Source organism: Meridianimarinicoccus roseus (genome assembly GCF_003172915.1).
GTDB classification, from domain to species: domain Bacteria; phylum Pseudomonadota; class Alphaproteobacteria; order Rhodobacterales; family Rhodobacteraceae; genus Meridianimarinicoccus; species Meridianimarinicoccus roseus.
In genome coordinates, this window is record NZ_QGKU01000012.1 from 19,286 (window position 1) to 40,809 (window position 21,524).

General features: G+C 67.9%; 23 protein-coding genes. 5 read left to right on the plus strand and 18 right to left on the minus strand.

Annotated features, from left to right (window positions below; all coding sequences use genetic code 11):
* Window positions 1-46: 46 nt before the first annotated feature.
* From DKT77_RS02900 to DKT77_RS02920, 5 genes are all read right to left on the minus strand, one after another.
* Window positions 47-550, minus strand: coding sequence for a cupin domain-containing protein (locus DKT77_RS02900; protein WP_109810242.1), 504 nt, complete (start codon window positions 548-550; stop codon window positions 47-49).
* 113 nt (window positions 551-663) lie between these two features.
* Entirely contained in the window at window positions 664-1,623 is a 960-nt protein-coding gene (locus DKT77_RS02905; RefSeq protein ID WP_109810243.1) for a methyltetrahydrofolate cobalamin methyltransferase, read from the minus strand.
* A 5-nt stretch (window positions 1,624-1,628) separates the two neighbouring features.
* On the minus strand, window positions 1,629-2,297 hold the full coding sequence (locus DKT77_RS02910) for an HAD family hydrolase (protein WP_238547648.1): 669 nt from the start codon (window positions 2,295-2,297) through the stop codon (window positions 1,629-1,631).
* Window positions 2,294-3,211 carry a methylenetetrahydrofolate reductase gene (locus tag DKT77_RS02915; protein WP_109810245.1) on the minus strand — a complete coding sequence of 306 codons (918 nt, stop codon included), beginning with the start codon at window positions 3,209-3,211 and terminating at the stop codon, window positions 2,294-2,296. The genes DKT77_RS02910 and DKT77_RS02915 overlap by 4 nt, the downstream gene beginning before the upstream one ends.
* A 24-nt stretch (window positions 3,212-3,235) precedes the next feature.
* Window positions 3,236-3,523: a virulence factor gene (locus tag DKT77_RS02920; protein WP_109810246.1), complete on the minus strand. Its 288-nt coding sequence runs from the start codon at window positions 3,521-3,523 to the stop codon at window positions 3,236-3,238.
* A gap of 164 nt (window positions 3,524-3,687) precedes the next feature.
* On the opposite strand from DKT77_RS02920, the gene DKT77_RS02925 reads away from it, so the two are divergent.
* A complete protein-coding gene (locus DKT77_RS02925) occupies window positions 3,688-4,821 on the plus strand; it encodes a Ppx/GppA phosphatase family protein (RefSeq protein WP_109810247.1) in 1,134 nt (377 codons plus the stop codon).
* A gap of 1 nt (window position 4,822) precedes the next feature.
* Entirely contained in the window at window positions 4,823-5,581 is a 759-nt protein-coding gene (locus DKT77_RS02930) for an RlmE family RNA methyltransferase (protein WP_109810248.1), read from the plus strand.
* A 72-nt stretch (window positions 5,582-5,653) separates the two neighbouring features.
* On the opposite strand, the gene DKT77_RS02935 is transcribed toward DKT77_RS02930, so the two are convergent.
* Window positions 5,654-6,784 (minus strand): HupE/UreJ family protein, encoded by a 1,131-nt coding sequence (locus tag DKT77_RS02935; protein WP_109810249.1) that lies wholly within the window; start codon window positions 6,782-6,784, stop codon window positions 5,654-5,656.
* 151 nt (window positions 6,785-6,935) lie between these two features.
* On the opposite strand from DKT77_RS02935, the gene DKT77_RS02940 reads away from it, so the two are divergent.
* A complete protein-coding gene (locus DKT77_RS02940) occupies window positions 6,936-7,757 on the plus strand; it encodes a DUF4198 domain-containing protein (protein ID WP_238547649.1) in 822 nt (273 codons plus the stop codon).
* Here the strand turns inward: DKT77_RS02940 and DKT77_RS02945 are convergent.
* From DKT77_RS02945 to DKT77_RS02990, 10 genes are all read right to left on the minus strand, one after another.
* Window positions 7,754-8,620, minus strand: a complete 867-nt coding sequence (locus DKT77_RS02945; RefSeq protein WP_109810250.1) for an NAD-dependent epimerase/dehydratase family protein — start codon at window positions 8,618-8,620, stop codon at window positions 7,754-7,756. The genes DKT77_RS02940 and DKT77_RS02945 overlap by 4 nt on opposite strands.
* A complete protein-coding gene (locus tag DKT77_RS02950; RefSeq protein ID WP_109810251.1) occupies window positions 8,617-9,465 on the minus strand; it encodes a glycosyltransferase in 849 nt (282 codons plus the stop codon). The genes DKT77_RS02945 and DKT77_RS02950 overlap by 4 nt, the downstream gene beginning before the upstream one ends.
* Window positions 9,466-9,531: 66 nt before the next feature.
* Entirely contained in the window at window positions 9,532-10,206 is a 675-nt protein-coding gene (locus DKT77_RS02955) for a class I SAM-dependent methyltransferase (protein WP_109810252.1), read from the minus strand.
* 3 nt (window positions 10,207-10,209) lie between these two features.
* Window positions 10,210-11,436 carry a BtaA family protein gene (locus DKT77_RS02960; protein WP_109810253.1) on the minus strand — a complete coding sequence of 409 codons (1,227 nt, stop codon included), beginning with the start codon at window positions 11,434-11,436 and terminating at the stop codon, window positions 10,210-10,212.
* Between the two features lie 28 nt (window positions 11,437-11,464).
* Entirely contained in the window at window positions 11,465-12,328 is an 864-nt protein-coding gene (locus DKT77_RS02965; RefSeq protein ID WP_109810254.1) for a UDP-2,3-diacylglucosamine diphosphatase, read from the minus strand.
* Between the two features lie 91 nt (window positions 12,329-12,419).
* Window positions 12,420-14,045: an ATP-binding protein gene (locus tag DKT77_RS02970; protein ID WP_109810255.1), complete on the minus strand. Its 1,626-nt coding sequence runs from the start codon at window positions 14,043-14,045 to the stop codon at window positions 12,420-12,422.
* A 132-nt stretch (window positions 14,046-14,177) separates the two neighbouring features.
* Complete coding sequence (gene metG, locus DKT77_RS02975) at window positions 14,178-15,896, minus strand: methionine--tRNA ligase (protein ID WP_109810256.1); 1,719 nt, start codon at window positions 15,894-15,896, stop codon at window positions 14,178-14,180.
* A gap of 68 nt (window positions 15,897-15,964) precedes the next feature.
* Window positions 15,965-16,534, minus strand: coding sequence for a YceI family protein (locus tag DKT77_RS02980; protein ID WP_109810257.1), 570 nt, complete (start codon window positions 16,532-16,534; stop codon window positions 15,965-15,967).
* Between the two features lie 174 nt (window positions 16,535-16,708).
* A complete protein-coding gene (locus DKT77_RS02985) occupies window positions 16,709-17,770 on the minus strand; it encodes a glycerophosphodiester phosphodiesterase family protein (RefSeq protein WP_238547650.1) in 1,062 nt (353 codons plus the stop codon).
* Between the two features lie 121 nt (window positions 17,771-17,891).
* Complete coding sequence (locus tag DKT77_RS02990) at window positions 17,892-18,506, minus strand: ImuA family protein (RefSeq protein ID WP_109810258.1); 615 nt, start codon at window positions 18,504-18,506, stop codon at window positions 17,892-17,894.
* Between the two features lie 109 nt (window positions 18,507-18,615).
* Between DKT77_RS02990 and DKT77_RS02995 the strand changes: the two genes are divergently transcribed.
* Window positions 18,616-19,659, plus strand: a complete 1,044-nt coding sequence (locus DKT77_RS02995; RefSeq protein WP_109810259.1) for an aldo/keto reductase — start codon at window positions 18,616-18,618, stop codon at window positions 19,657-19,659.
* A 17-nt stretch (window positions 19,660-19,676) separates the two neighbouring features.
* Here DKT77_RS02995 and DKT77_RS03000 read toward each other — a convergent pair whose 3' ends face one another.
* A complete protein-coding gene (locus tag DKT77_RS03000; protein WP_109810260.1) occupies window positions 19,677-20,405 on the minus strand; it encodes an NUDIX hydrolase in 729 nt (242 codons plus the stop codon).
* Between the two features lie 4 nt (window positions 20,406-20,409).
* Window positions 20,410-20,805 (minus strand): DUF983 domain-containing protein, encoded by a 396-nt coding sequence (locus DKT77_RS03005; RefSeq protein WP_338016057.1) that lies wholly within the window; start codon window positions 20,803-20,805, stop codon window positions 20,410-20,412.
* A 197-nt stretch (window positions 20,806-21,002) separates the two neighbouring features.
* On the opposite strand from DKT77_RS03005, the gene DKT77_RS03010 reads away from it, so the two are divergent.
* Complete coding sequence (locus tag DKT77_RS03010) at window positions 21,003-21,482, plus strand: EF-hand domain-containing protein (protein ID WP_238547651.1); 480 nt, start codon at window positions 21,003-21,005, stop codon at window positions 21,480-21,482.
* Window positions 21,483-21,524 lie beyond the last annotated feature (42 nt).

The window sequence follows — 21,524 nt, forward strand, 5'->3', positions numbered from 1 at the left end:
ACGGCAGCGACGCGGCGGGCCCGCGCCGCACCCGTCGCTGCGCCGGTCACTGTACCGGGTAATCGCCGAGGTAGATTTCCGGCGTGGGGTCCAGCAAATCGGGCATTGCCGGGTCCGCTGCGACATCGGCGGGCACCAGTTCCGGCGCCGCGTCGGCGAGGAACTGGTATTCCACGTCCGCGAAACTGTCGGTGGCGAAGGCATAAAAGAACTGCGCGGCCTCGGTGTCGGCGAAAATGCCATGCACCGCGCCGCCGGGGATGAAAACCGCGACGCCGGGCCCGATCGCATGGGCGGTGCCGTCGATCATGACCCGCGCCGTGCCGGACACGCCGAAATAGATCTCGGCCTGCGCGTGACGGTGCAGTGCGAGGCAGTCGCCCGTCGCAAGATGCGCCAGCCCGCAGGTCAGGTCGCGCGTCGGCGTGCGGTCGGCGGTGAACAGCGTCTGCCACGACACCGTGCCATAGGACGGGTCCGCGAACCGTTCGATCGGCAGATCGTTCGCGGCCAGAACGCAGGGTTCGGTGACCCGGTCTTCGTCAAGCATCGCGCACCTCCCTTGCGTTCGCCTACGTCGCCCCCGCATAGGACGGGCGCAGCGTGCGGTCGGCGCGGTTTGCGGCATGTAGCGCGTCGTTTTCGGACCGCGCGGGCAGCGTGTCAGCCCCGGCGGCGTCTGCGCCCGCCGCGCCCGCTTCCTGCGGCCTGCGCTGCCTGGCTGGCTTCGGCGAAATCGGCGCCTTCGGCCACGGCGTCGAGAATCCGCGAGAAGCCGATCCACGCGCTGCCGTTCGCGTCATGGTCCATCAGGAAATTGGCGGCGCGGATCGCCTCCATCTCGACCGGGCGGAGCGGGTTCATGATCGCACTGGTCATGCCCGCGCCGATCGCCATCGGCAAAAAGGCCGCGTTGATCCCGTGCCGGTGCGGCAGCCCGAAGCTGATGTTCGACGCGCCGCAGGTGGTGTTCACGCCCAACTCCTCGCGCAGGCGGCGCACCAGCGCGAAGACCTGCCGCCCGGCGGTCGCCATCGCGCCCACGGGCATCACCAGTGGATCGACGACGATGTCATGGGCCGGGATGCCGAAATCGGCCGCGCGCTGCACGATCTTGCGCGCCACCGCGAAGCGCACGTCGGGGTCTTCGGAAATGCCGGTGTCGTCGTTCGAGATCGCCACGACGGGCACGTTGTATTTCTTCACCAGCGGCAGGATCGCGTCCAGACGCTCTTCCTCTCCGGTAACGGAGTTCAGCAGCGGACGGCCACTGGCCAGTTCCAGCCCGGTCTCGAGCGCGCCTGGCACCGAACTGTCGATGCAGAGCGGCACGTCGACCAGCCCCTGGACCAGTTCGATCATCCGGCCCATCAGCGGCGGTTCGGTTTCGTTCGGGTTGGGATTGGAATTGTAGACAACGCCCGCGTTCACATCCAGCACCATCGCCCCGCAGGCGACCTGCATCAGCGCGTCGCGTTCCACGGTCGAGAAGTCCCCGGCCTCGAGTTCGGCCGCGAGCTTCTTCCGGCCGGTGGGATTTATTCGCTCGCCGATGACGCAGAACGGCTCGTCGAACCCGATGGTCACGGTGCGGGTGGCGGATTCGACGGTCGTTCTGGTCATCGGGCTTATCCTTTCAGCCGGTCGAGAAGGGGGGTGAGGTCGGGGTCGGTGAAATCTGCCAGCGTCGCCTGCGCCCCGGCGGCGCGCAGCGGCGCATCCTGCAAAGACGAGCGGATGCCGACCGTGTATGCCCCAGAGGCGCGCGCGGCACGCAGGCCCGACGGGCTGTCCTCGAAGGCGAGGCAGGCGGCGGGCGGCACCTTGAGCGCCTCCATCGCCGCCAGATACGGGTCCGGGTGCGGCTTGGCGCGGGTGCATTCCTCGCCGATCACGATGGTGTCGAACGCATCTGTCAGTCCGATCGCGGCCAGCATTGTCGCAGCGTTGACGCGCGGCGCGTTGGTGACCACGGCCAGCCCCCAGCCGCGGGAGCGCGCCGTTTCGAGCAGGGCGACGGTGCCGGGCATCGGCGGCACGTCGGCATCCAGCCGGTCGCGGAACCGGGCTTCCTTGTCGTCCGAAAGCGCGGCGGCGTCCTCGCCGGGCAGGTGGACAGCGAAGATGTCGGCGTTCAGTTGGCCATGCACGTTCTGCAGGTAGAACGCTTCATCGATCTCGCGGCCGCGCTCGGCGAAGAGGTCGCGGAATACCTCGAAATGCAGGACGTCTGAATTGATCAGGGTGCCGTCGAGATCGAAAAGCAGGGCGGCGGTCGGCTGGTCTGGCGATGTCACGGTCTCTCCCGGGGCTCGGAACGGGCGGTGGCCCATTCGCACGCCGCAGCAATACCGCCAAGCGGGAAGAAGTGCACCCGTTCGATCCCAAATCCGGGGCTCGCCGCCTTGTGCCGTGCCAGCGCGGTCAGGATCTCGGTTGGCTCGAACGGCATCAGCAGTTTGGTGACGTCGCGCGCCCGGCGCTGAAGCACGCGCAGCGATGCGCCGACACCGCAAGCGACGGAAAAACGGATCAGCGTCTGCAGTTTCGCCGGACCGGCGATGCCGATATGGATCGGCAGGGTGATCCCCTCGGCCTGAAGGCGGTCCGCCCATGCGATCACCGGGTCCGCCTCGAAGCAGAACTGCGTGACCAGCGCCATGCGCGCATCGCTGCGGTCGGCGAAGGCCTGTTTCCAGCGCAGCGCGTCCATCACCGCGCGGTCCGACCCGTCCGGGTCGATGTCGCGGTTGCCTTCGGGGTGGCCGGCCACGTGCAGGCGGGTGAAGCCCGCACGGTCGAACGCGCCGGAGCCGAGCAGTTCCATCGAATTGTCGAAACTGCCGCTGGGCGTATCCCGCCCGCCCGCCAGCAGAAGCGCCTGGTGCACCCCGGCTTCGCCCTGGTAGCGCGCGATCCAGTCGTCCAGCGTGGCGGCGTCGGGAATGCTGCGCGCAGGGAAATGCGGCATCACGTCGAACCCGTCCCGTGCCAGCCGCGCCGCGGTCGCCACCATCTCGTCGATCGGCGTGCCGTCGATATGCGCGATGTAGACCCGCGTGCCGCGCGGCAGCAGCGCCGGGAAATCGGCGATTCCGGCGGCGGTGCGCGGCATCACCTCGATCGAGTGGCCGTCCAGCAGGTCGGCGAGCGCAGCTTGGTCCGCGGCGGCGGCCGTGTCGCGGGGGCGGCGGAAATTCACAAGGGCCATGTCACGTCTCCGTTCCGGGCGGGGTCAGCCCCATCCATTGTTCTCGACCAGCCTTTTCAGGCGCGCATCGTCGTAGTCCTGCACCAGCCGTTCGGCAGCCTGCGCGGCATCGGAGCCGAGATCGGGCGCGCCCGGCGCACGCCGCCACTGGGCGAGGTACTCATCGGTTCCGGCCGCCCCGCTGCGCATGGCGGCGCGGTCGATCGCCTGCTCGAACCGTTCGGGCAGCGGCAGCTTCGTGGCCGCGCGGCCGCGCCCTGCCAGCACTTGCGCGGGGATGTCCCGCCAATAGACCACCGTGATCCCCGACATGGCCCGTCTCCCTCGCGCCGCTGCTTTCCCCAGCGCTAGCAGGCCAACCTGCTTCGGCGCGGTCGAATTTCGACATGGCGGGAGCTTCCAGCGACGCGGTGACGCCGCTTGCGTCGCACCGGTGGGATGTTTACATTTAGCTCAACTGAAAATGGAGGGCGCAAATGACGCCCAAGCGTCCCGGCCAGGCGGCCGCGATCCCGGAAACGGTTGATCGCGGCCCCAAGGTCGTCGTCCGGAAAGAGCCGTATGCGGCGCTCGATCTGGGAACAAACAGTTGCCGCATGCTGATCGCCCGTGCCGACGGCAATCAGGTGCGCATCATCGACAGCTTCTCGAAGGCTGTTCAACTTGGCGCCGGGCTGGAGTCGTCGGGAACTCTTTCGCGCCTGTCGATCCGCCGAACTGTGCAGGCGCTGCGCGTGTGCCAGCGCAAGCTCGACCAGCACAAGGTGCGCAAGATGCGGCTGGTGGCCACCGAGGCGTGTCGCCGTGCGCGCAACGGGGCATCCTTCATCGCGCAGGTGCGCCGGGAAACCGGCCTCGAGCTTGAGGTCATCACACCCGAAGAAGAAGCCCGCCTCGCCGTCGTCAGCTGCGGTCCGCTGGTGCATACCGGCGCGGACCAGTTGCTGGTGGTCGATATCGGCGGCGGGTCCACCGAACTGGTCTGGATCGACCTGTCGGATGTCGCGCCCGAACGGCGGTCGGCAGCGGTGCTTTCGCTGCATGGTTGTTCCTTCGCCGATGCCGGTTTCGGCGCGCGCGTGGTGGACTGGATATCGGTCCCGCTGGGCGTGGCAACGTTGCGCGACCGCTTTGCCGACGTGCAGGACGACGCGGGCGCCTTCGCGCTGATGAGCTGGTATTTCGAAGAGAATCTGGCCGACTTCATCCCCTATGCCGGTATTCACCAGAAGGCCGGTTTTCAGATCGTCGGCACTTCGGGCACGGTCACGACGGTTGCGGCCTCCCATCTCGGGCTGCGCCGATACGACAGGGCCTTGGTGGACGGGCTGGTTCTGACTTCGGACCAGATCGACGCGGTGATCCGCGACTATCTGCGGCTTGGTCCCGAAGGGCGCAAGAACGACGCGCGGATCGGGCGCGACCGGCACATGCTGATCATGCCCGGCGCCGCGATCCTGCAGGCGCTTCTGCGGCTGTGGCCGACCGACCGGCTGTCGGTGGCGGACCGTGGGCTGCGCGAGGGGCTTCTCTATGCACAGATGAGCCGGGACGGCGTGTTTCCGACGGCGGATAGTCCGGCGGGAAAGTCCGGCGGAAAGGGAGCCTGAGATGGCCAAGAAGACCAGCGGGCGCGGCCAGCGCGACCTTTTCGTGAAGGTCAAGACGGCGCGCGGGCGCAAGATGTCCTCCACGAAGTGGCTGCAGCGCCAGCTCAACGACCCCTATGTGGCGCGGGCGCGGGCCGAAGGCTATCGCGGGCGCGCGGCCTTCAAGATCATGGATCTGGACGACCAGTTCCGGTTTCTCGTTCCCGGGGCCCGGGTCGTGGACCTCGGGTGCGCGCCGGGCGGCTGGCTGCAGGTTGCGGTGCCGCGTATCAACGCGCTTGGCGAGAAGGCGGGCAAGGCGCGCGGGCGGATCATCGGGCTGGACCTGCAGGAGGTGGACCCGATCCCCGGCGCCGAGATCCATGTGCTGGATTTCATGGCCGACGGGGCGGACGCTCAGGTCAAGGACTGGCTTGGCGGACCTGCGGACGTGGTGATGTCGGACATGGCGGCGGCAAGCTCGGGACACAAGCAGACCGACCATTTGCGCATTGTCGCACTGTGCGAGGCGGCGGCGGAACTCGCTTTCGATGTTCTCGACGTGGGCGGCACCTTCGTGGCGAAGGTGCTGGCGGGCGGTGCGGAGGGGCAGTTGCAGACCCTTCTCAAGCAGCGTTTCGACAAGGTGTCGAACGTCAAGCCGCCATCCAGCCGGTCCGACAGTTCCGAGAAGTTCGTCGTCGCGCGCGGGTATCGCGGCAGGCTTGCGCCGGGTGGTGGCGATGACCCGCAGGACGAACGGGACGCTGACACTGCCTGACAGCCTTCCACCCGCGCACTGGTCCGGACCGAGGCGGGCCGGTGCTGCGCCGACCTGTGCCAACCCGGCGAGTCACAGCAGCGCGGTCATCAGCCAGTAGGCTCCGGCCAGCCCGATCAGGGCGGACGCGGGGCGCGCGATCCACGCGGTATACCAGGGCCGGGCACGAAACCACAGGCCGACCGTCACGAAGGCCGCCGCGATCACCGCGAGCTGGCCCAGCTCCACCCCGATGTTGAACGCCGCCAGCGCGGCGAGGCGCGCGCCCTCGGGCAGGCCCAGTTGCGCCAGCATCGCCGCGAAGCCCAGCCCGTGCAGCAGCCCGAAGCTGGTCACCACGACCAGCCGGACGCGGGTTTTTTCCGCGCTCGGCACCACCCCGCGCTGGCGTATGTTCTCGACTGCGATCCAGACGATGGACGCGGCGATCAGCGGCTCCACCAGCGCGCGCGGCAGATCGAAGATGCCGAAGGTGGCAAGGCCCAGCGTCACGGTGTGCGCCAGCGTGAAAGCGGTGACCTGCAACAGCAGCGGCCGCAGCTGCGACGAGTAGAAGAACAGCCCAAGCACGAACAGGATGTGATCGACGCCCAGCGGGACGATGTGCCGGTAGCCCGCGACGACATAGCTTCCCAGGCCGTCAAGCCCGGCGCGGCCCGCGCGCTCCAACGGCGGCGTGGACACCCCGCCGGTGAGATAGCCGGTATAACCTCCTTCGCCGGTCTGGCGCAGTATCAGCGGCCCCAGCATCGGCGCGACAGAGAAGCTGACCGGCGCGCCCCCTGCCGGCAGATCGGCCACGAGCGTCAGCCGCCCGTCGCGCGGCAGATCGCGCGGGATGCCTTCCGGCACGGTGACGCCGACCACTGCCAGCGGCAGAACCGACCCGCCGCTTTCCAGCCTGAACAGGCGGCCAAGCGCGGGCCAGGCCGCGCGCATCCGGTCCTCCAGGGCGGCGGCGGGCAAAGCGCGCAGCGCGTCGTGCTCCGCCGCGCGGGGGCTGTCATTGGTGTCGGTGACGCTGCCAAGGTCGACCCCGGCGAGGACCGGCTCCAGGGGCAGGGTGACGATCAGCGTGACCTGCGCCGCGCCGATCGTCAGGTCGGCCACCGCCGGACGAGTTTCATGGGCCTGCGCAAGGGCTGCAGAACACAGTGCGGCAAGGCAAATCAGAAGGACGTGAAGGATGTGGCGCAAGGGCATGGCGGACCGGAGTTGCTGGCGACAGGCCCAAGTCCTAGCAGGGCGGCTGACGCCTGCCGACCCCGTTGTTCCGCGCACACGTCTTGACACCTGCCCACGGGCTGTGAGGGTGAAGCGACCTGATGGTGCCGGCCGGACGAGGAGCATGGGCATGACGGAACCTTTTCGCGGCGCGCGCGCGGCGCTGGCAATCGTGTTGGGGTTGTGCGCGCCGATGGCGGCGCGGGCCCACGAATTCTGGATCGAACCGCAGGCCTACACGCTTGGACCGGGGGACGCGTTGCGCGCCAGCCTCAAGATCGGAGAGATGTTCGCGGGCGCGAGCTATCCCTACGTGCCCGACAATTTCCTGCGTTTCGAGGCTGGTCCGGCGGACCGTCTGCGCCCCGTGTCTGGCCGGATGGGCGACCGCCCGGCGCTGGCGTTGGAGCCTCCCGCGACTGGACTGTGGGTCATCGTGCATGAAACCACGGCGCTGTGGCTGACCTATGACGGCTGGGACCGGTTCGAGGCGTTTACCGGACAGCACGACCTTGGCGCGGCGCGCGATCTGCACCGCGCGCGCGGCCTGCCGGACAATGGCTTCCGCGAGATGTATTTCCGCCATGCGAAATCGCTGGTGGCGGTGGGGGATGGGCGCAGCGGCGCGGATCGGCGTCTCGGTCTCGAAGTGGAGATCGTGGCAGAAACCAACCCCTACACGGTGCGCGACGGAGGGCCGGTCGTCTTGCGGATGTTCGATGGCGGCGCGCCGCGCGCCGATGCCCAGATGGAACTGTTCGTGCGCCATGGCGGCAAGGTCACCCGCGACACGCTGCGCAGCGACGCGCGGGGCCGGGTGACGGCGGTGCTGCCCGCAGGGGCGGAAGTGCTGGCCAACTTCACCACGCTGGAGCCGGTGGAGGGCGATCCCGCCGCGCGCGAGGCCGTCTGGCTGTCGCGGTGGGCGTCCCTGACCTTCGCGATGCCCTAGCCGCCCGGGGGCAGCGCGGCCAACGTCGCGCGCAGCCGCGGCAAGCCCCCAGGCTGCCAGCCAAGCGCCGCGAGGCTGTCGCAGGCCATTTCGTTCGGCGGTGGACCGGGGGCGCGGTCTGGTGGGGCGTGCGGGATGCCGTGCAGGTCCGCATAAAGCGACAGCAACTCGTGCCGGTCGAGCATCAGGTCCGACAGGTTGAAGGCGCGTCCCGTCACCTGACCGGGTGGTGCGGTCAGCACGGCCCAGAGCCCGGCTGCCATGTCCGCGCCGTGCACTTCCGTGGCGATACGCGGGGCGATCGGGCGGCCCGCCGCGAAATCGGACAGCAGGTCGGCCCATTTGTGCGGCGTGCCGGGGACGGCCTGCCCGTAGACGCCGGTGATGCGCAGGCTTGAAGGGGTGAAGCCCGGCGTCGCGCGGGCGTGCAGGTCCGCCTCGGTGTCGGCCTTCATGCGACCATAGAGCGTGTCGGGCGCAAGCGCGTCGTCTTCGCGCAAGCGCGTGCCCGGCGGGCGCGGGCCATAGACCGCGCGTGAGGACAGAAAAACCACTCGCCCGATGCCCGCGGCCTGCGCAGCGTCGAACAGGCGCGCGCTGCCATCGCGGTTGCGCCGCACGAAGCCGTCCGCATCGTCGCCCTCGCCCCCGCGATACCGGCCCGGCACGTGGGAGAACGCGGCGTGGACCAGCGCGTCGGCGGCGGGCAGGGCGGACGGTGGGGCGTCCAGATCGAACCGGAGCCAGCCGCCGCTGTCGGGGGCCTTGCGACCCAGCACCGTCAGCGCCGTCCCTTCAGCCCGTGCGCGGGCCGCGATGAACCCGCCAAGGTAGCCCGACGCACCGGTCAGCAGCAGCCTCATGCCGCGGCGGGCAGCGTGTCCAGTGCCGGGATCGGCCCGCCCGAGACATAGGCCTGCCAAAGCGCGATCAGCGGGGCCAGTTCTTGCGCCTTGGGATGGGGTGTCTGCCAGGGTTTCTCGTACTGGTAGTGCAGGATCCGGATGCTGCCCCAGTCCCATAGCTCGGGCATGTTGAACCACACGTATTGCAGCATGTTGAAGGTCACCGGTAGCCCGTGCCAGTCGGGGAAGTAGTGTTCGAGAAATGTCTGATCGGTGCGCCGCCAGAAGGTGCCGGGCCTGTCGATGCGGGTCAGCATGTCGGCGAAGGTGTCACTGTCGGGGCGCGCGGTGAATACGCCCGAATTCAGCCGGTGAAAATCCGCCATGCCTTCATAGACGTTCGGCGCGGCGCAGAATTCGGGATAGTCGAACAGCCGGTCCACGTTGCGCAGCACCAGCGCGTCTGCGTCGATGAAGACCACTGCGCGGTACTCGGTCAGTTGCCACAGCCGCAGCTTGACGAAATTGTCGAGCGGGGTGTGAAAGGTAGGCTTCTCGCCCTTTGTGAAGGGCGCGGCGGCATGCTGGTTGCGGCGCGAATGGGCAGTGTTGAACGCCGCCGAAGTCGGCAGCAGTTCGGTGCGGACCAGCCGGGCACCGAGGTCTCGCAGCCCGTCGAGATCCCGCGCGGCGACGGCAGCCGTGTGCAGTACCACCATGTCGGCCGCCGTGCCGGTCAGCGCTATGGACCGTAACAGCGCCCGTGCCCCCAGTACGTAGTCGGCATTGGTGACCAGAGTGACGAAGGCGCGGTCGGAACGGGCGGGGCGGTCGGGGCGAAGCCCGTCGGGAAGCTGTCTCATGGCGGTCCGTGCATTGCGTTGCGCGGCAGTCTAGGCGCAGGACCGGCCTGTTGTCGAATGAAACAATTAAGACGGCGCCGGAGTGTCTGCGCGGTGGATGCGGCCCAATACGGCATAGTCGCGGTAGAGGTGCGACAGCTCGGCCCTTGCGCCGTCGCGGTCGGCCAGCTGCGTGACCGCGCCTGGTAACTCGCGCCGCGGCGCGACGTGGAACTTCGCCAGCCATGCCAGCAAGCCCTTGGAAAACCAGCGTGGAAGGTCGGCCTGCTGGCTGAAATCCACCACCGCAAGCTGCCCCCCCGGCGCGGTCTGGCGCAGCGCACAGTCGAGCGCGGCTTGCCAATCGGGTATCATCGACAGACTGTAGGAGATGAAGACGCGGTCGAAAGCGGGCTGACCGAACAGCGTGTCAGCGCTGAAATCAGTGGCGTCAGCCTGTATCAATTGCACCCTGTCCGCCATGCCCGCCCGCGCCAGGTTCGCGCGCGCCGTGGTCAGCATTTCGGTCGAGATGTCGAAGCCGTAAAGCCGCGCATCTGGATAAGCCCGGCCGGCCTTGATCAGGTTGCGCCCGGTGCCACAGGCGACTTCCAGCACGCTGCCGCCCGGCGGCACGTCCAGCCCCTCGATCAGCCGGTCGCGGCCAAGCAGGTAGTACTTGCGCGTCACGTCGTAGATGAAGCGCTGGTTGCGGTAGACCGCGTTCATCAACTGGTCATGGTTCGTGGTGGTGCCTGCCATCGCTCAGCCCTCGAACCGGTAGACATGCACGCCACCGTAGATCGCGGACCGGTCCCGCGCCCACAGGTCTTCGCAGCCCGGCTGGTAGCGCCAGCGCGACAGGATGCTGTCGGGGACGCGGCCGGGCAGGATGTCGGGGGCGCCGCCGGTGCGGAACAGCACCCTTGCGCCAGGGGTCGCGGTGCGGGTGATCTGGGTCCACAGCGCCTCGAGTTGCGCATCGGTCATCCAGTCCTGCGCATCGAGCAGCACATAGGCCTGCGTGCTGGCCCCTTCGCGGTCGGCCAGCATGTCGGTGAGCGAGCGGTTGACGATGCTCGCGCGCGGGGCATGGGCGCGGACCGCGTCGTAATTCGCAGCATTCAGATAGGGCGGCACAGGCCCAGTGCCATCCGCGCGATAGCCACGGTTGAAGGCCGCCCAGGCGAAATAGTTCTCGGATATCGGGAAATCGCACATCAGCTTGCGGGTTCGTTCGCGAAGCACCGGCACGATGTCGCCGCCGCCGTCGCTGGCCAGTTTCTCGAACTGGGCGGGCGGGATGCCCAACCCGAACAGCGAGGCACGGCGGCGCGCCAGCATCCGGACCAGCCGGTTTTCGAACAGCGGCGCGATCTGGCTGTCGAAGAAAGCGGTCTGTTCTTCAAGGGTGCGCGCCGCAAGCAGCGGGGCATAGTCCACCCCGCCGATGCGGGAGACAGCGTGCATCGCGGTGATGAACCGGCCCAATGCGCCAAAGCGGTAGAAGCCGTGCGCGAACATGTCGATCCGGCGGCGCAGGCGGCCTTGGCGCGTTTCCCACCAGGCGCGGCTTTGCGCGTCCAGCACGGGTGCGATGTGGCGGTCATAGAGCGCGGGGTTTCCGGGCCGGTCGGCATGTCCGAAGAAGTCGTAAAAGGCCGCGTGATCCGGCAACGCCGTCGCGGCCGCGATCTTCAGCCGGTTCAGCGCCACATGCGCAGGCGACAAGTCCACCGCAGAAATCGAACCGGGCGCGCGGGTCAGGTAGCTCATCATGTTGCAGCCGCCCGACGCGATGCAAACGATGTTGTCGCCCGGCTCCAGCGCGAGCCCGTCCATGTCGACGACCGGATCCTCCCAGATCTGGGCATAGACCAGTCCCTGGAAAAGCTTGGAAAAAGCGCGTTCCTGCAAACCGGTACGGCTGAATGCACGGTTCTGGTGAACGGCGCCGGAAAGCTGCTGGCGGGCAAGGTCTGTCTGGGACATGTGCGCGTGTTCCTGTGGCCCCTGGCGTTCAGTGGGCTTTTTCCGTTGGGTTTTCGGCCAGCGGGGCGGGAGCCGGAGCCGGGGTTTGGACCTGCGCCCGTGCCCGCAGCCGCTTGCGGTGGTTGGACTGGCGCACCTTTCGGGCCCAGTCGATCAGTTGCAGCGTGCCGTCGTGATGTTCCACGATCGCGGTGCAGCTTTCCACCCAGTCGCCGCAATTGACATAAAGGATGTCATCGACCGGGCGCAGTTCGGCCTTGTGGATATGACCGCACACGATCCCGTCGTAACCGCCGCGCCGGGCCTCGTCGGCAAGCACCGTCTCGTATTCGCCAATGAAGTTGACAGCCCGCTTGACCTGCTGTTTGGCCCAGTTCGACAGCGACCAGAACTGCCCGCCCCAAAGACGACGGACCCGGTTCACCGCTGTGTTGAGGATCAGCACCGCGTTGTAGGCGCGGTCGCCCACATGCGCCAGCCACTTGGCGTTCATCACCACTACATCGTACTGGTCGCCATGCGTGACAAGCAGCCGCTTGCCGCAGGCTGTCACATGCTCGTCGTTGGCCTTGACCTCGATCCCGCCGAAATGGGTGCCAAGATAGCTGCGCATCACCTCGTCATGGTTGCCGGGAATGTATGTGATCGGGGTTCCGGCATGGGCTTTGGCCATGAGCGCTTCGACCACGTTGTTGTGGGCCTGTGGCCAGTGCCAGCCCCGCCGCAGGCGCCAGCCGTCGAAGATGTCGCCGACAAGGAAGATCTTGTCGGCCTCGTGCCGCCCAAGGAAATCCAGAAGCATGTCCGCCTGACAACCGCGCGTGCCGAGGTGGATATCGGACAGGAAAAGCGTGCGAACGTGTTTCGTGCGGGACGCGGCGGCGGGTTTCATGGGCGCGGTTTACGCGAAACATCGTGACGGGGCCATGACAAAACCGTGTTCGGATCGTGCGCAGGCGTCGCAGCCGTCGCCGGAACCGGGTTCAGCGTGCGTCCGATCCACCGCCGTCGCCGCCCCGTGTTTGGGGCGCGAATTGCCGGATCAGGTGTTGCAGGCGGTCGCGGTCCACCGGCTTGGGCAGGAAATCATCCATGCCCGCGGCGCGGAAGCGGCCCGGATCGGCAATATGCGCCGAGCAGCCGATGATCGGTGTCACATGGCGCGGTGGCGGCGCGCTGCGGATCAGGCGAGTGGCACCCAGCCCGTCGAGCTGCGGCATCGCCACGTCCATGAACACCATGTCGAACGGCTGCGATTCGATTTCGCGCACGGCGGCCAGCCCGTCGGGCGTGGTGGTGACGCGGTGACCGAGTTCGGTCAGCATCTCGCGCATCATTGTGCGGCTGGCCGGGTTGTCCTCGGCCACGAGGATATGCAAGCCCGCCGGGTCGTCCGTCGCCCCGCCGCGCCGCGGCTCGTCCCGCTCGCATCCGGTGCCGTCGGACCCACCGGGATCGTCGGAAAGAGGCGCTGGTGTGCCGACATCGACCTCGAAATGGAAGGTGGATCCGACGCCGACCCGCGACGCCACTCCCACCGTGCCGCCCATCGCCGTGGCGATCTGGTGGCAGATCGACAGGCCAAGCCCCCAGCCGCCGCGTTCGTTGCTGCAATCGGCGCCGACCTGCACGAAGGGCTGGAACAACCGCTCGGTCTGCGCGTCGCTCAGGCCGGGGCCGGTGTCGCTCACCTCAAAGCGGATGCGGCGGTGGGCCCCATGATGGGCGATCTCCTCGATGGCGAGGGTGATGCGGCCCTGTTCGGTGAACTTCACCGCATTGCCCAGGAAATTGTTCAGAACCTGCTGGATGCGCCCCTTGTCCGAAATGATGCATCCCGGCAAGCCCTGGTCCTTGGCGATCCGCAGCCGCAGGCCCTTGTCCGCCGCGGCGGTCTGCCACCAATCTGCAAGCTGACCAAGAAAATCATCCAGATCAAATGGTTTTGCCTCGATCTTGATGTGACCCGCTTCCATCTGGCTGAGATCCAGAAGATCGGTCAGAAGGTTCATCAGCGTGCCGCCGGCGCTTTGGATGGCGTCCACATGGGCGCGCCGCTTGTCGTCGAGATCGGACATCTTCAGCAACTGCGCGAACCCGAGGATCGCGTTCATGGGGGTCCGGATCTCGTGGCTCATGGCGGCAAGGAAGCGCGACTTGGAGGCGTTCGCTTCCTTGACCTCGGCGATGGCGGCGCTCAGCGCGGCCTGCGCGGCCTTGGCTTCGCTGTTGTCGAACATCGTCACCAGCACACGGATGACACGGCCGGTATCGTCGATCTGGGCCCGCGCCGACAGCACCACAGGCAGCACCGACCCGTCGGCGCGCAGGAAATCCAGCTGCACCCCTTCGATCACGCGCGTTTCGGTAAAACGCGGCAGGGTTTCCGTTTCGGCCTTCTCGCGGCTTTCCGGGGCCAGAAATTCCAGCGCGCAGCGCCCGCGCAGGTCATCGAGCGCGTGGCCGGACCCTTCGCACCATGCCTTGCTGGCGCGCGTGATGGTCCAGTCTGCGCTGGCCGAGAACATGTAGACCGGCGCCTGTTCGAAGAAGGCTTCGAAGGCGTCATCCGGGGCGTTCAGCCAACTGTCCAGATGCTCGGGTTTCATGCGCGCCGCTGTCTGCGCCCGCCGATCCCGTGCCACCCGTCGGCAAAAGATATGCGGACAACGCAGATTATTGCGACGCTGCAATGAAAAGTCGAGTCTTCCGTCGGGCGAGTGCCGCGTGTCCCTTGCGGTTCAGTCGCGCTGCCCCGAGAAGCGGGTCTGCCAGTCCTCGCGGGCCTCGTCGCTGATCTTGGCGAACATCACTTCGGGCACCCGGAACGCGTGACCCGGTGCCAGCCGCGACAGCGCGGCGTCGCAGTCGTCGGGCCAGTCCAGCGCGTCGATGCCCATCGAAGCGGCCATCTCGGCGCTTGCATCGGGAATGAAGGGCTGCGACAGCGCAGCGTAGACGCCGATCAGGTTCAGCGCGAAGCGCGTGACGGCGGCGGCGGCCTCGGGGTCGGTCTTGAACAGCGACCAGGGCGCGGCCTCCTGGAGGTACTCGTTGCCCAGCACCCAGATCGCGCGCAACTCCCCAGCCGCCTTGCGGATTTCGATCGCATCCATATGCGCCTCGTAGCTGCGCACCCGTGCGCGCAGGGCGTTGATCACGTCTTCCTCGCGGCGACCATAGCTGCCGCCTTCGGGGACCTGCTCTCCGAACTTGGACCGGCAGAATTTCGTGATCCGGCTGACGAAATTGCCAAGCACGTCCGCAAGGTCCTTGTTCACGCTGACCTGGAAATTCTCCCACGTGAATTCGCTGTCGGACCCTTCGGGCGCATGGGACAGCAGCCACCAGCGCCAGTAGTCGGCGGGCAGCACCTCCAGAGCCTGATCCATGAACACGCCGCGCCCCTGGCTGGTGGAAAATTGCCCGCCATCATAGTTCAGATAGTTGAACGACTTGATGTAATCGACCAGCTTCCAAGGCTCGCCCGAACCCATGATTGTCGCCGGGAAGGACAGCGTGTGGAAGGGCACGTTGTCCTTGCCCATGAACTGCACGTAACGGACGTCGTCGGCGCCCATGTCGGTGCGCCACCAACTCAGCCATTCGCCGCCCTTTCGGCCCGTTGCCTTCGACCATTCGGCGGCGGCGGCGATGTATTCGATCGGCGCGTCGAACCAGACGTAGAACACCTTGCCTTCCATGCCGGGCCAGTCATCGCTGCCGCGCTTGACCGGGATGCCCCAGTCGAGATCGCGGGTGATGCCCCGGTCTTGCAGGCCGTCCCCGTCGTTCAGCCACTTGCGGGCGATGGAGGTGGTCAGGATCGGCCAGTCGGTCTTCCCGTCGATCCACTCGTTCAGCGGGCCGCGCATCCCCGACTGCCGCAGGTATAGGTGTTTCGTCTCGCGTACTTCGAGATCGGTCGAGCCGCTGATCGCGCTGCGCGGGTCGATCAAGTCGGTCGGATCCAGCTGCTTGGTGCAGTTCTCGCACTGGTCGCCGCGGGCCTTGTCGTAGCCGCAATTGGGGCAGGTGCCTTCGATGTAGCGGTCGGGCAGGAAACGGCCGTCGGCATTTGAATAGACTTGCCGTTCGCTCACTTCCTCGATCAGCCCGGCATCGGCAAGGCGACCCGCAAAATGCTGTGTCAGGCGATGGTTCTGCGCGCTGGAGGAGCGGCCGAAATGGTCGAAGGACAACCGGAAGCCGCGCGCCAGTTCGGCCTGGATGGCGTGCATTTCGGCGCAGTATTCCGCCACCGGCTTGCCGGCCTTCGCGGCAGCCAGTTCGGCGGGCGTTCCGTGTTCATCGGTAGCGCACAGGAACAGCACCTCGTTGCCGCGCGCGCGGTGGTAGCGCGCGTGCAGGTCGGCGGGAAGCTGGCTGCCCACCAGGTTGCCCAAGTGCTTGATCCCGTTGATGTAGGGGATTGCAGAAGTGATCAGAATCCGTGCCATGCCCTGCGCCTTTGCGAACCGCGTGTCTGGGGCGGGGAGTAGCGCAGTCGGGGGCGGAGTTCCAGCGGTCAGTCGCTGCGCAGCAGCCGCGCCCGGATGTCGAGTGTCACCGTCGGCTCCACCAGCCCGGAATAGCCCGACGCGCCGAAGGCGTGCCGGTCGATCGCACCGGTCAGCCTCACGGTCAGGCGCGTGCGGTCCCCCGGCGCGCTGCCTTCGGGGCGGAAGATGGTGGCCCGAAGCGTCAGCGGCCGGGTGACACCGCGCACAGTCACATCGCCGCGCACCACCGCACCGCCCGGGCTTGCGGTGAAACCCGTGCTGCGGAAACGGATGTCGGGAAACCGGTCCGTATCAAGAACATCATTTCCTTTCAAAGCGCTGGTCATCAGTGCAACGCCGGTCTGCGCGCCTTCCGCGCTAAGAGTCACGCGCGCGCCCGACGCCGCAGCGTTGTCAAAATCCAGAACGATGTCGGCAGCGGTCACGGGCATCGTGCCGGCCGCCTCCACCCCGCCCACGACATAGGAAAAGCGCACCTCCGACCCGGTGGGATCGAGTGCGTAGCGGGCGGGAGCGGCGACCGCGAGGTCGCCGCAGGCAAGGACCACGAGGCAAAGGATAGCGCGCAGCAGCATGAACGGAGCCTATCGCGGATCGCGGCGCGGCGGGGAAACATCACCGTGATGACGCTGAAGGTGTCCCGTAGGAGGCGCGCGGCGCCCCGTCCGCGCTGAAACGAGGCGCGGCGCGGACGGGTTGACGCATCCGCCCCCGCGGCCTGCAGCGGGGCGCGGGCGCGGATGGCATCGTCAGGCGCGACGAGTGCGGCGGGCCGTCAGCGTCGCCATCACGCCCAGTCCGCCCAGCAGAAGCGGGAGGCCCGCGGGCAGCGGCACAGGAGTTGACGCAGCGCGTGCGACCGCGGCGACGGCGAGGTCCGTGTAGTTGGTGAACAGCCCGTCGAGGCCCATCCCGATGAAGCTGCCATACTGATCGGCGGCGGCGATCGGGTCGGCGATGTTGAAGGTCCAGCCGTGCACTTCGAGGCCGACCGCGTGGGCGGCGCTGACGAAATCGGCGTTGAGGTCGGACGAGGCGAGCGCGACGCCGACGCCGCCCGCGAAGGTGGCAAGATCGGCCAGCGGACTGAGTGTCCCGTTCACGAAGTCGAACACGCCGAAGCCGCTGCCCATCGCGACCGCCGCGCCGAGGGCCGCGACCGGCACGGTCATTCCGCGCGCGGCCTGAAGGTCGGCAAGCTGACGTGCGGCGAGATGGTCGAAGGTCTGCAGGTAGCTGTTCTGGTCCGCGGCGGTGAACCCGTAGGCCTGCATCAGGTCGACGATCTTGGTGTTCTGGCTGGTCGTGGCGGGGATCTTGGATTCGGGATAGACGCCGATACGGGTTCTGTTCGTGTTGTTGTAATCCCTCACGTAGGCGAGAAATTCGGCGAAGGTCGGCACCTTGTAGGGGTCGGCCATGGACGGGGTGAAGCCGGGATAGCTGGTCGCCGCCGTGCCGGTGGGGTCGACCGTGAGGGTCTTGATTTCGGCCAAGGTGAAATCCGCCACCGCGTATCCGCCGTTGCGGGGGGCGAAGCGCGCCTCGATGTCGGTGGTGCGGGTGAGCGTCGTGTCGTGCATCATGATCGCTTCGCCATCGGCGGTCAACAGCACGTCTGGTTCGACGATGTCGGCACCGAGTTGGATGGCGAGTTCATAGGCGCCAAGCGTGTGTTCCGGCAGATAACCGGAGGCGCCGCGATGGGCGATCACCAGCGGCGCCGTGCCGTCGAGCGTGGCAAAGCTTGCCGCGAAGAGCGGGGTCGTGCTGGCCGCGGCGACCGCCACGGCGATGAGTTTCGCAAGCATTGTCGGGGTCCTTTCTGGCATGGCGCGCCCGCCTTCCGGGGACGCTTGGCGCTGTGTTAACCATGATGGATGACAGTCTTTTGACGGCAGCATGACAGCGGCACCGGCCCCAGCGCGGCGGTCAGCCGGTGCCGCGTGGCGCCCCGAGTGGGCGGGTTTCGCCGCGCGCGTCCACATGCCATGCGGCGGGTGGGTCGGTGCGGGCGCGGCGGCGTTCGAGGCGCCAGCCGTCTTCTTCCTTCAGACCGTGGGCGAAGGTCATGTACCAGCGGCTTTCCACGCCCGGCACCCCGCCGTTCGCCTGTGCCAGCAGCAGGCCCAGCGGCGCGGTGCCCATCGCCTCCGCGCCCGCTTCGGCGGCAAGGTGCAGTCGGCGCACCGGGGTCAGGCCGGGCAGGGCGTGCAATTCGCACACCACCAGCGCGACCGCCCCGCAGCGCAGCGCCTCTTCGGCGGACCACAGGATGTCTTCGGCCCGGCGCGGATCGACGAAGATCAGCCGTCCAGGTTCCACCCCCAGCGGCAGCACGCCTTCGGGATTGAGCCGTTCGGCCTGCCAGCCGGGGCGGATCCAGATCACCGGCCCGTCCAGCTTCGCCGCCACGCGCAGCGCCAGCGTGCGTCGCGCGGGACCGCAGAATTCGTGCACGCGCCCCAGCCGCAGCGTCATGTCGCCCAGCACCGGCAGGTGCGGGACGGGCCGTTTCGGGGCCATGTGAAGGCGCAGGTCTTCCATGCGCTGAAAGTAGTTTGTTCGCCTTATGTTCTCAAGCGATTCCGCTGCGCGCTTGCGCCCGGAGCGCGGTCTGGCTAGGCATGCGGGAAACATCGACAGGGAACGAAACATGCAGCACAGACCGCTTGGACGGACCGATATCATGGTGTCCGACATCTGCCTTGGCACCATGACATGGGGCAGCCAGAACACCGAGGCCGAGGGCCACGCGCAGATCGACCGCGCGCTCGAGGCGGGGGTGAACTTCATCGACACCGCCGAGATGTACCCGGTCACGCCGATCAAAGCGGAAACGGTGGGCCATACCGAGGCGATCGTGGGCACCTGGCTGGAAAAGACCGGGCGGCGCGGTGACGTGGTGCTGGCCACGAAAATAACCGGCGCCAATGGCGGATTCTGCCGCGACGGTGAGCCGATCAGCGCCGACGCAATCACCCGCGCGCTGGACGGCTCGTTGCGGCGGTTGCGCACCGACCACGTGGACCTTTACCAGTTGCACTGGCCCAACCGCGGCTCCTACTGCTTCCGGCAGAACTGGGACTATGACCCGTCGCACCAGAACCGGGCCGAAACGGTCCAGCACATGGAAGACGTGCTGGGCGAACTGCAGCGCCAGGTCGAGGCCGGGAAGATCCGCCATGTCGGCCTGAGCAACGAAACCGCCTGGGGCACCATGATGTGGCTGCGCGTGGCGGAGGCGAACGGCTGGCCGCGCATGGTGTCGATCCAGAACGAGTATTCGCTGCTCTACCGGCTGTTCGACACCGACCTTGCCGAGGTCGCCGCGAACGAACAGGTCGGGTGCCTTGCCTATTCGCCGCTGGCCACAGGGCTGCTGAGCGGCAAGTACGCGGGTGGAACGGTGCCCGAAGGGTCGCGCATGTCGATTCAGGAAACGCTGGGCGGGCGCGTGACGCCCTATGTGCACGATGCCGTCGCCGCCTATGCCGAGATCGCGCAGCGGCACGGGCTCGACCTTGTCCAGATGGCGATCGCGTTCTGCCGGGCCCGCCCGTTCATGACCTCCACCATCATCGGGGCGACCTCGGTGGAACAGCTGGACCGGGCGCTCGGCGCGGCGGACCTGACCCTGCCTGACGCCGTGATGGCTGAGATCGGGCAGGCGCACCGGGCGCATCCGCTGCCCTACTGACGGGACCGCTGGAGTGGTCAGTCCTGCGCGGGTCGACCGTGCAGGCGCAGGAACAGGCTCTCTTCGTCGTCGTTGCGGAAGAACGGCACGGCGTCGGGGGGGCCTTCGGTGCCGATCAGCGCCGCGACCTCGGCCAGCACGACCTGCGTGATGAACGGCAGGTCGAACCCGCGCACCCGGTCCAGCGGCACCCATTGCAGCGCGCTCAGCTCGTCGCAGGCCTGCGAGAAATCGTCCGGGTCGCCCTGCAACGCGGCGGCATCGGCCAGAAAGAACCGTGCATCGAAGCGGCGCGGGCGGCCCGGCGGCGTGATGGCGCGGAACACGAAGCGCAGGGCGGCGGCGCAGGGCCGGTGGCCGGTTGCTGCGAAGCCCGCCCAATCGGGGGGCGCGTCCGGCCAGGCGCCGGGTGTGCCGAGCACGAGGCCGGTTTCCTCCCACAGCTCGCGGATCGCGGCCGCCGGAGCGGCCCGCGCGATGTGGGGCGCGGCATCCTCGGCCAGCCGCGCGCGGCAGATCGGGCCAAGCCCGTCGGCCAGCGGCACGGCGGCATCGCCCGGGTCTATTGCGCCGCCCGGAAACACCATCTTGTTCGGCATGAAGGCGGCGGCGGCGCCTCGCTGGCCCATCAACACTTGCGGCCGATCCGGGTTGCGCGCGACGATAACCGTGGCGGCATCGCGGATGCGCGTCTTGTCCTGCGGCGTTCCGGGCACGGGGCGCGCGGGGCCGGAGGGCGCGGTCATCGCTTCAGGCGTCCTGCGACGCGTCGCCGAAGCCGTGCATCCGCCGCGCCCACTGAAACCCGATGATCAGTCCTTTCATGCGCGGCAGCAGGAACAGCGACAGCGCGACGCAGCCCGCCGAAAGACCGAACGCCATCACCAGCGGATCGGGCCTCCACGTGGTGAAGGCGACATGGATGAACGGCGCCATCAGGTGCCCGACCACGAGGATTGTAAGGTAGGCAGGCCCGTCATCGGCGCGGGCGGGTCGCAGGTCCTCGCCGCAAGCCGGGCAGCTGTCCAGCGGCTTCAGGTAGGTGCGCATCAAGTGCCCGCGCCCGCAGGACGGGCAGCGCAGGGCGAGGCCGCGGCGAAGGGACAGGCCCAGCGGGCGGTCGGTGTCGGTAGCGGTAGCGGTCATCGGGATCTCCATTTCACCCGCCGACATACACTTTCGGGCGCGAATTGGAACCACGTGCGCCGCCGTGTCGCCGGCCCCGTTCCCGGCGGATTCGGTTTTCCGGCCCGGCACGCGACGGAATGCGCAAGCGGCTGCGTTATAGCTTTGAACCGGGGGCGACGGGCCGCCGGTCGGTAACCTGCGAAGGATGACGTAACATGACCACCAAGGGTTTTCTCCGGCTTGGAACCGCGCTGATGCTGGCGCTCGTGGCAACTGGCCCGGCGCTGGCGCGGGACGGCGGGCCGATGCGCCCGGACTTCTCGCAGATCGACGCGGACGGTGACGGACTGATCACCGCAGCCGAACTCGACAGCCACGGCGCGGCGCGCTTCGCCGCGCTTGATGCCGATGGTGATGGCGCTTTGTCGGCGGACGAACTGGCCGCGATGACCCAGCGCATTCAGGCCGACAGCGCCGTGCGGATGATCGCGCGCTTCGATGCGGATGGTGACAGGAAGCTGTCGCAGGCCGAGATGCCCGGCCCGGACCGGACGCGGATGATGGCGCGCATGGACATCAACGAGGATGGCGTGCTTGATGCCGGGGAGTTCGCCTCGGCGGGGCGGCACGGTGGGCCGCGCGGGCACGGCGGTGCGGATGGGGCGCGGCACGGCGACCGGATGCCATCGAAGTAAGCCATGCGTGGAACACCGGCCCGGGCCGCTTCGCGGCCCGGT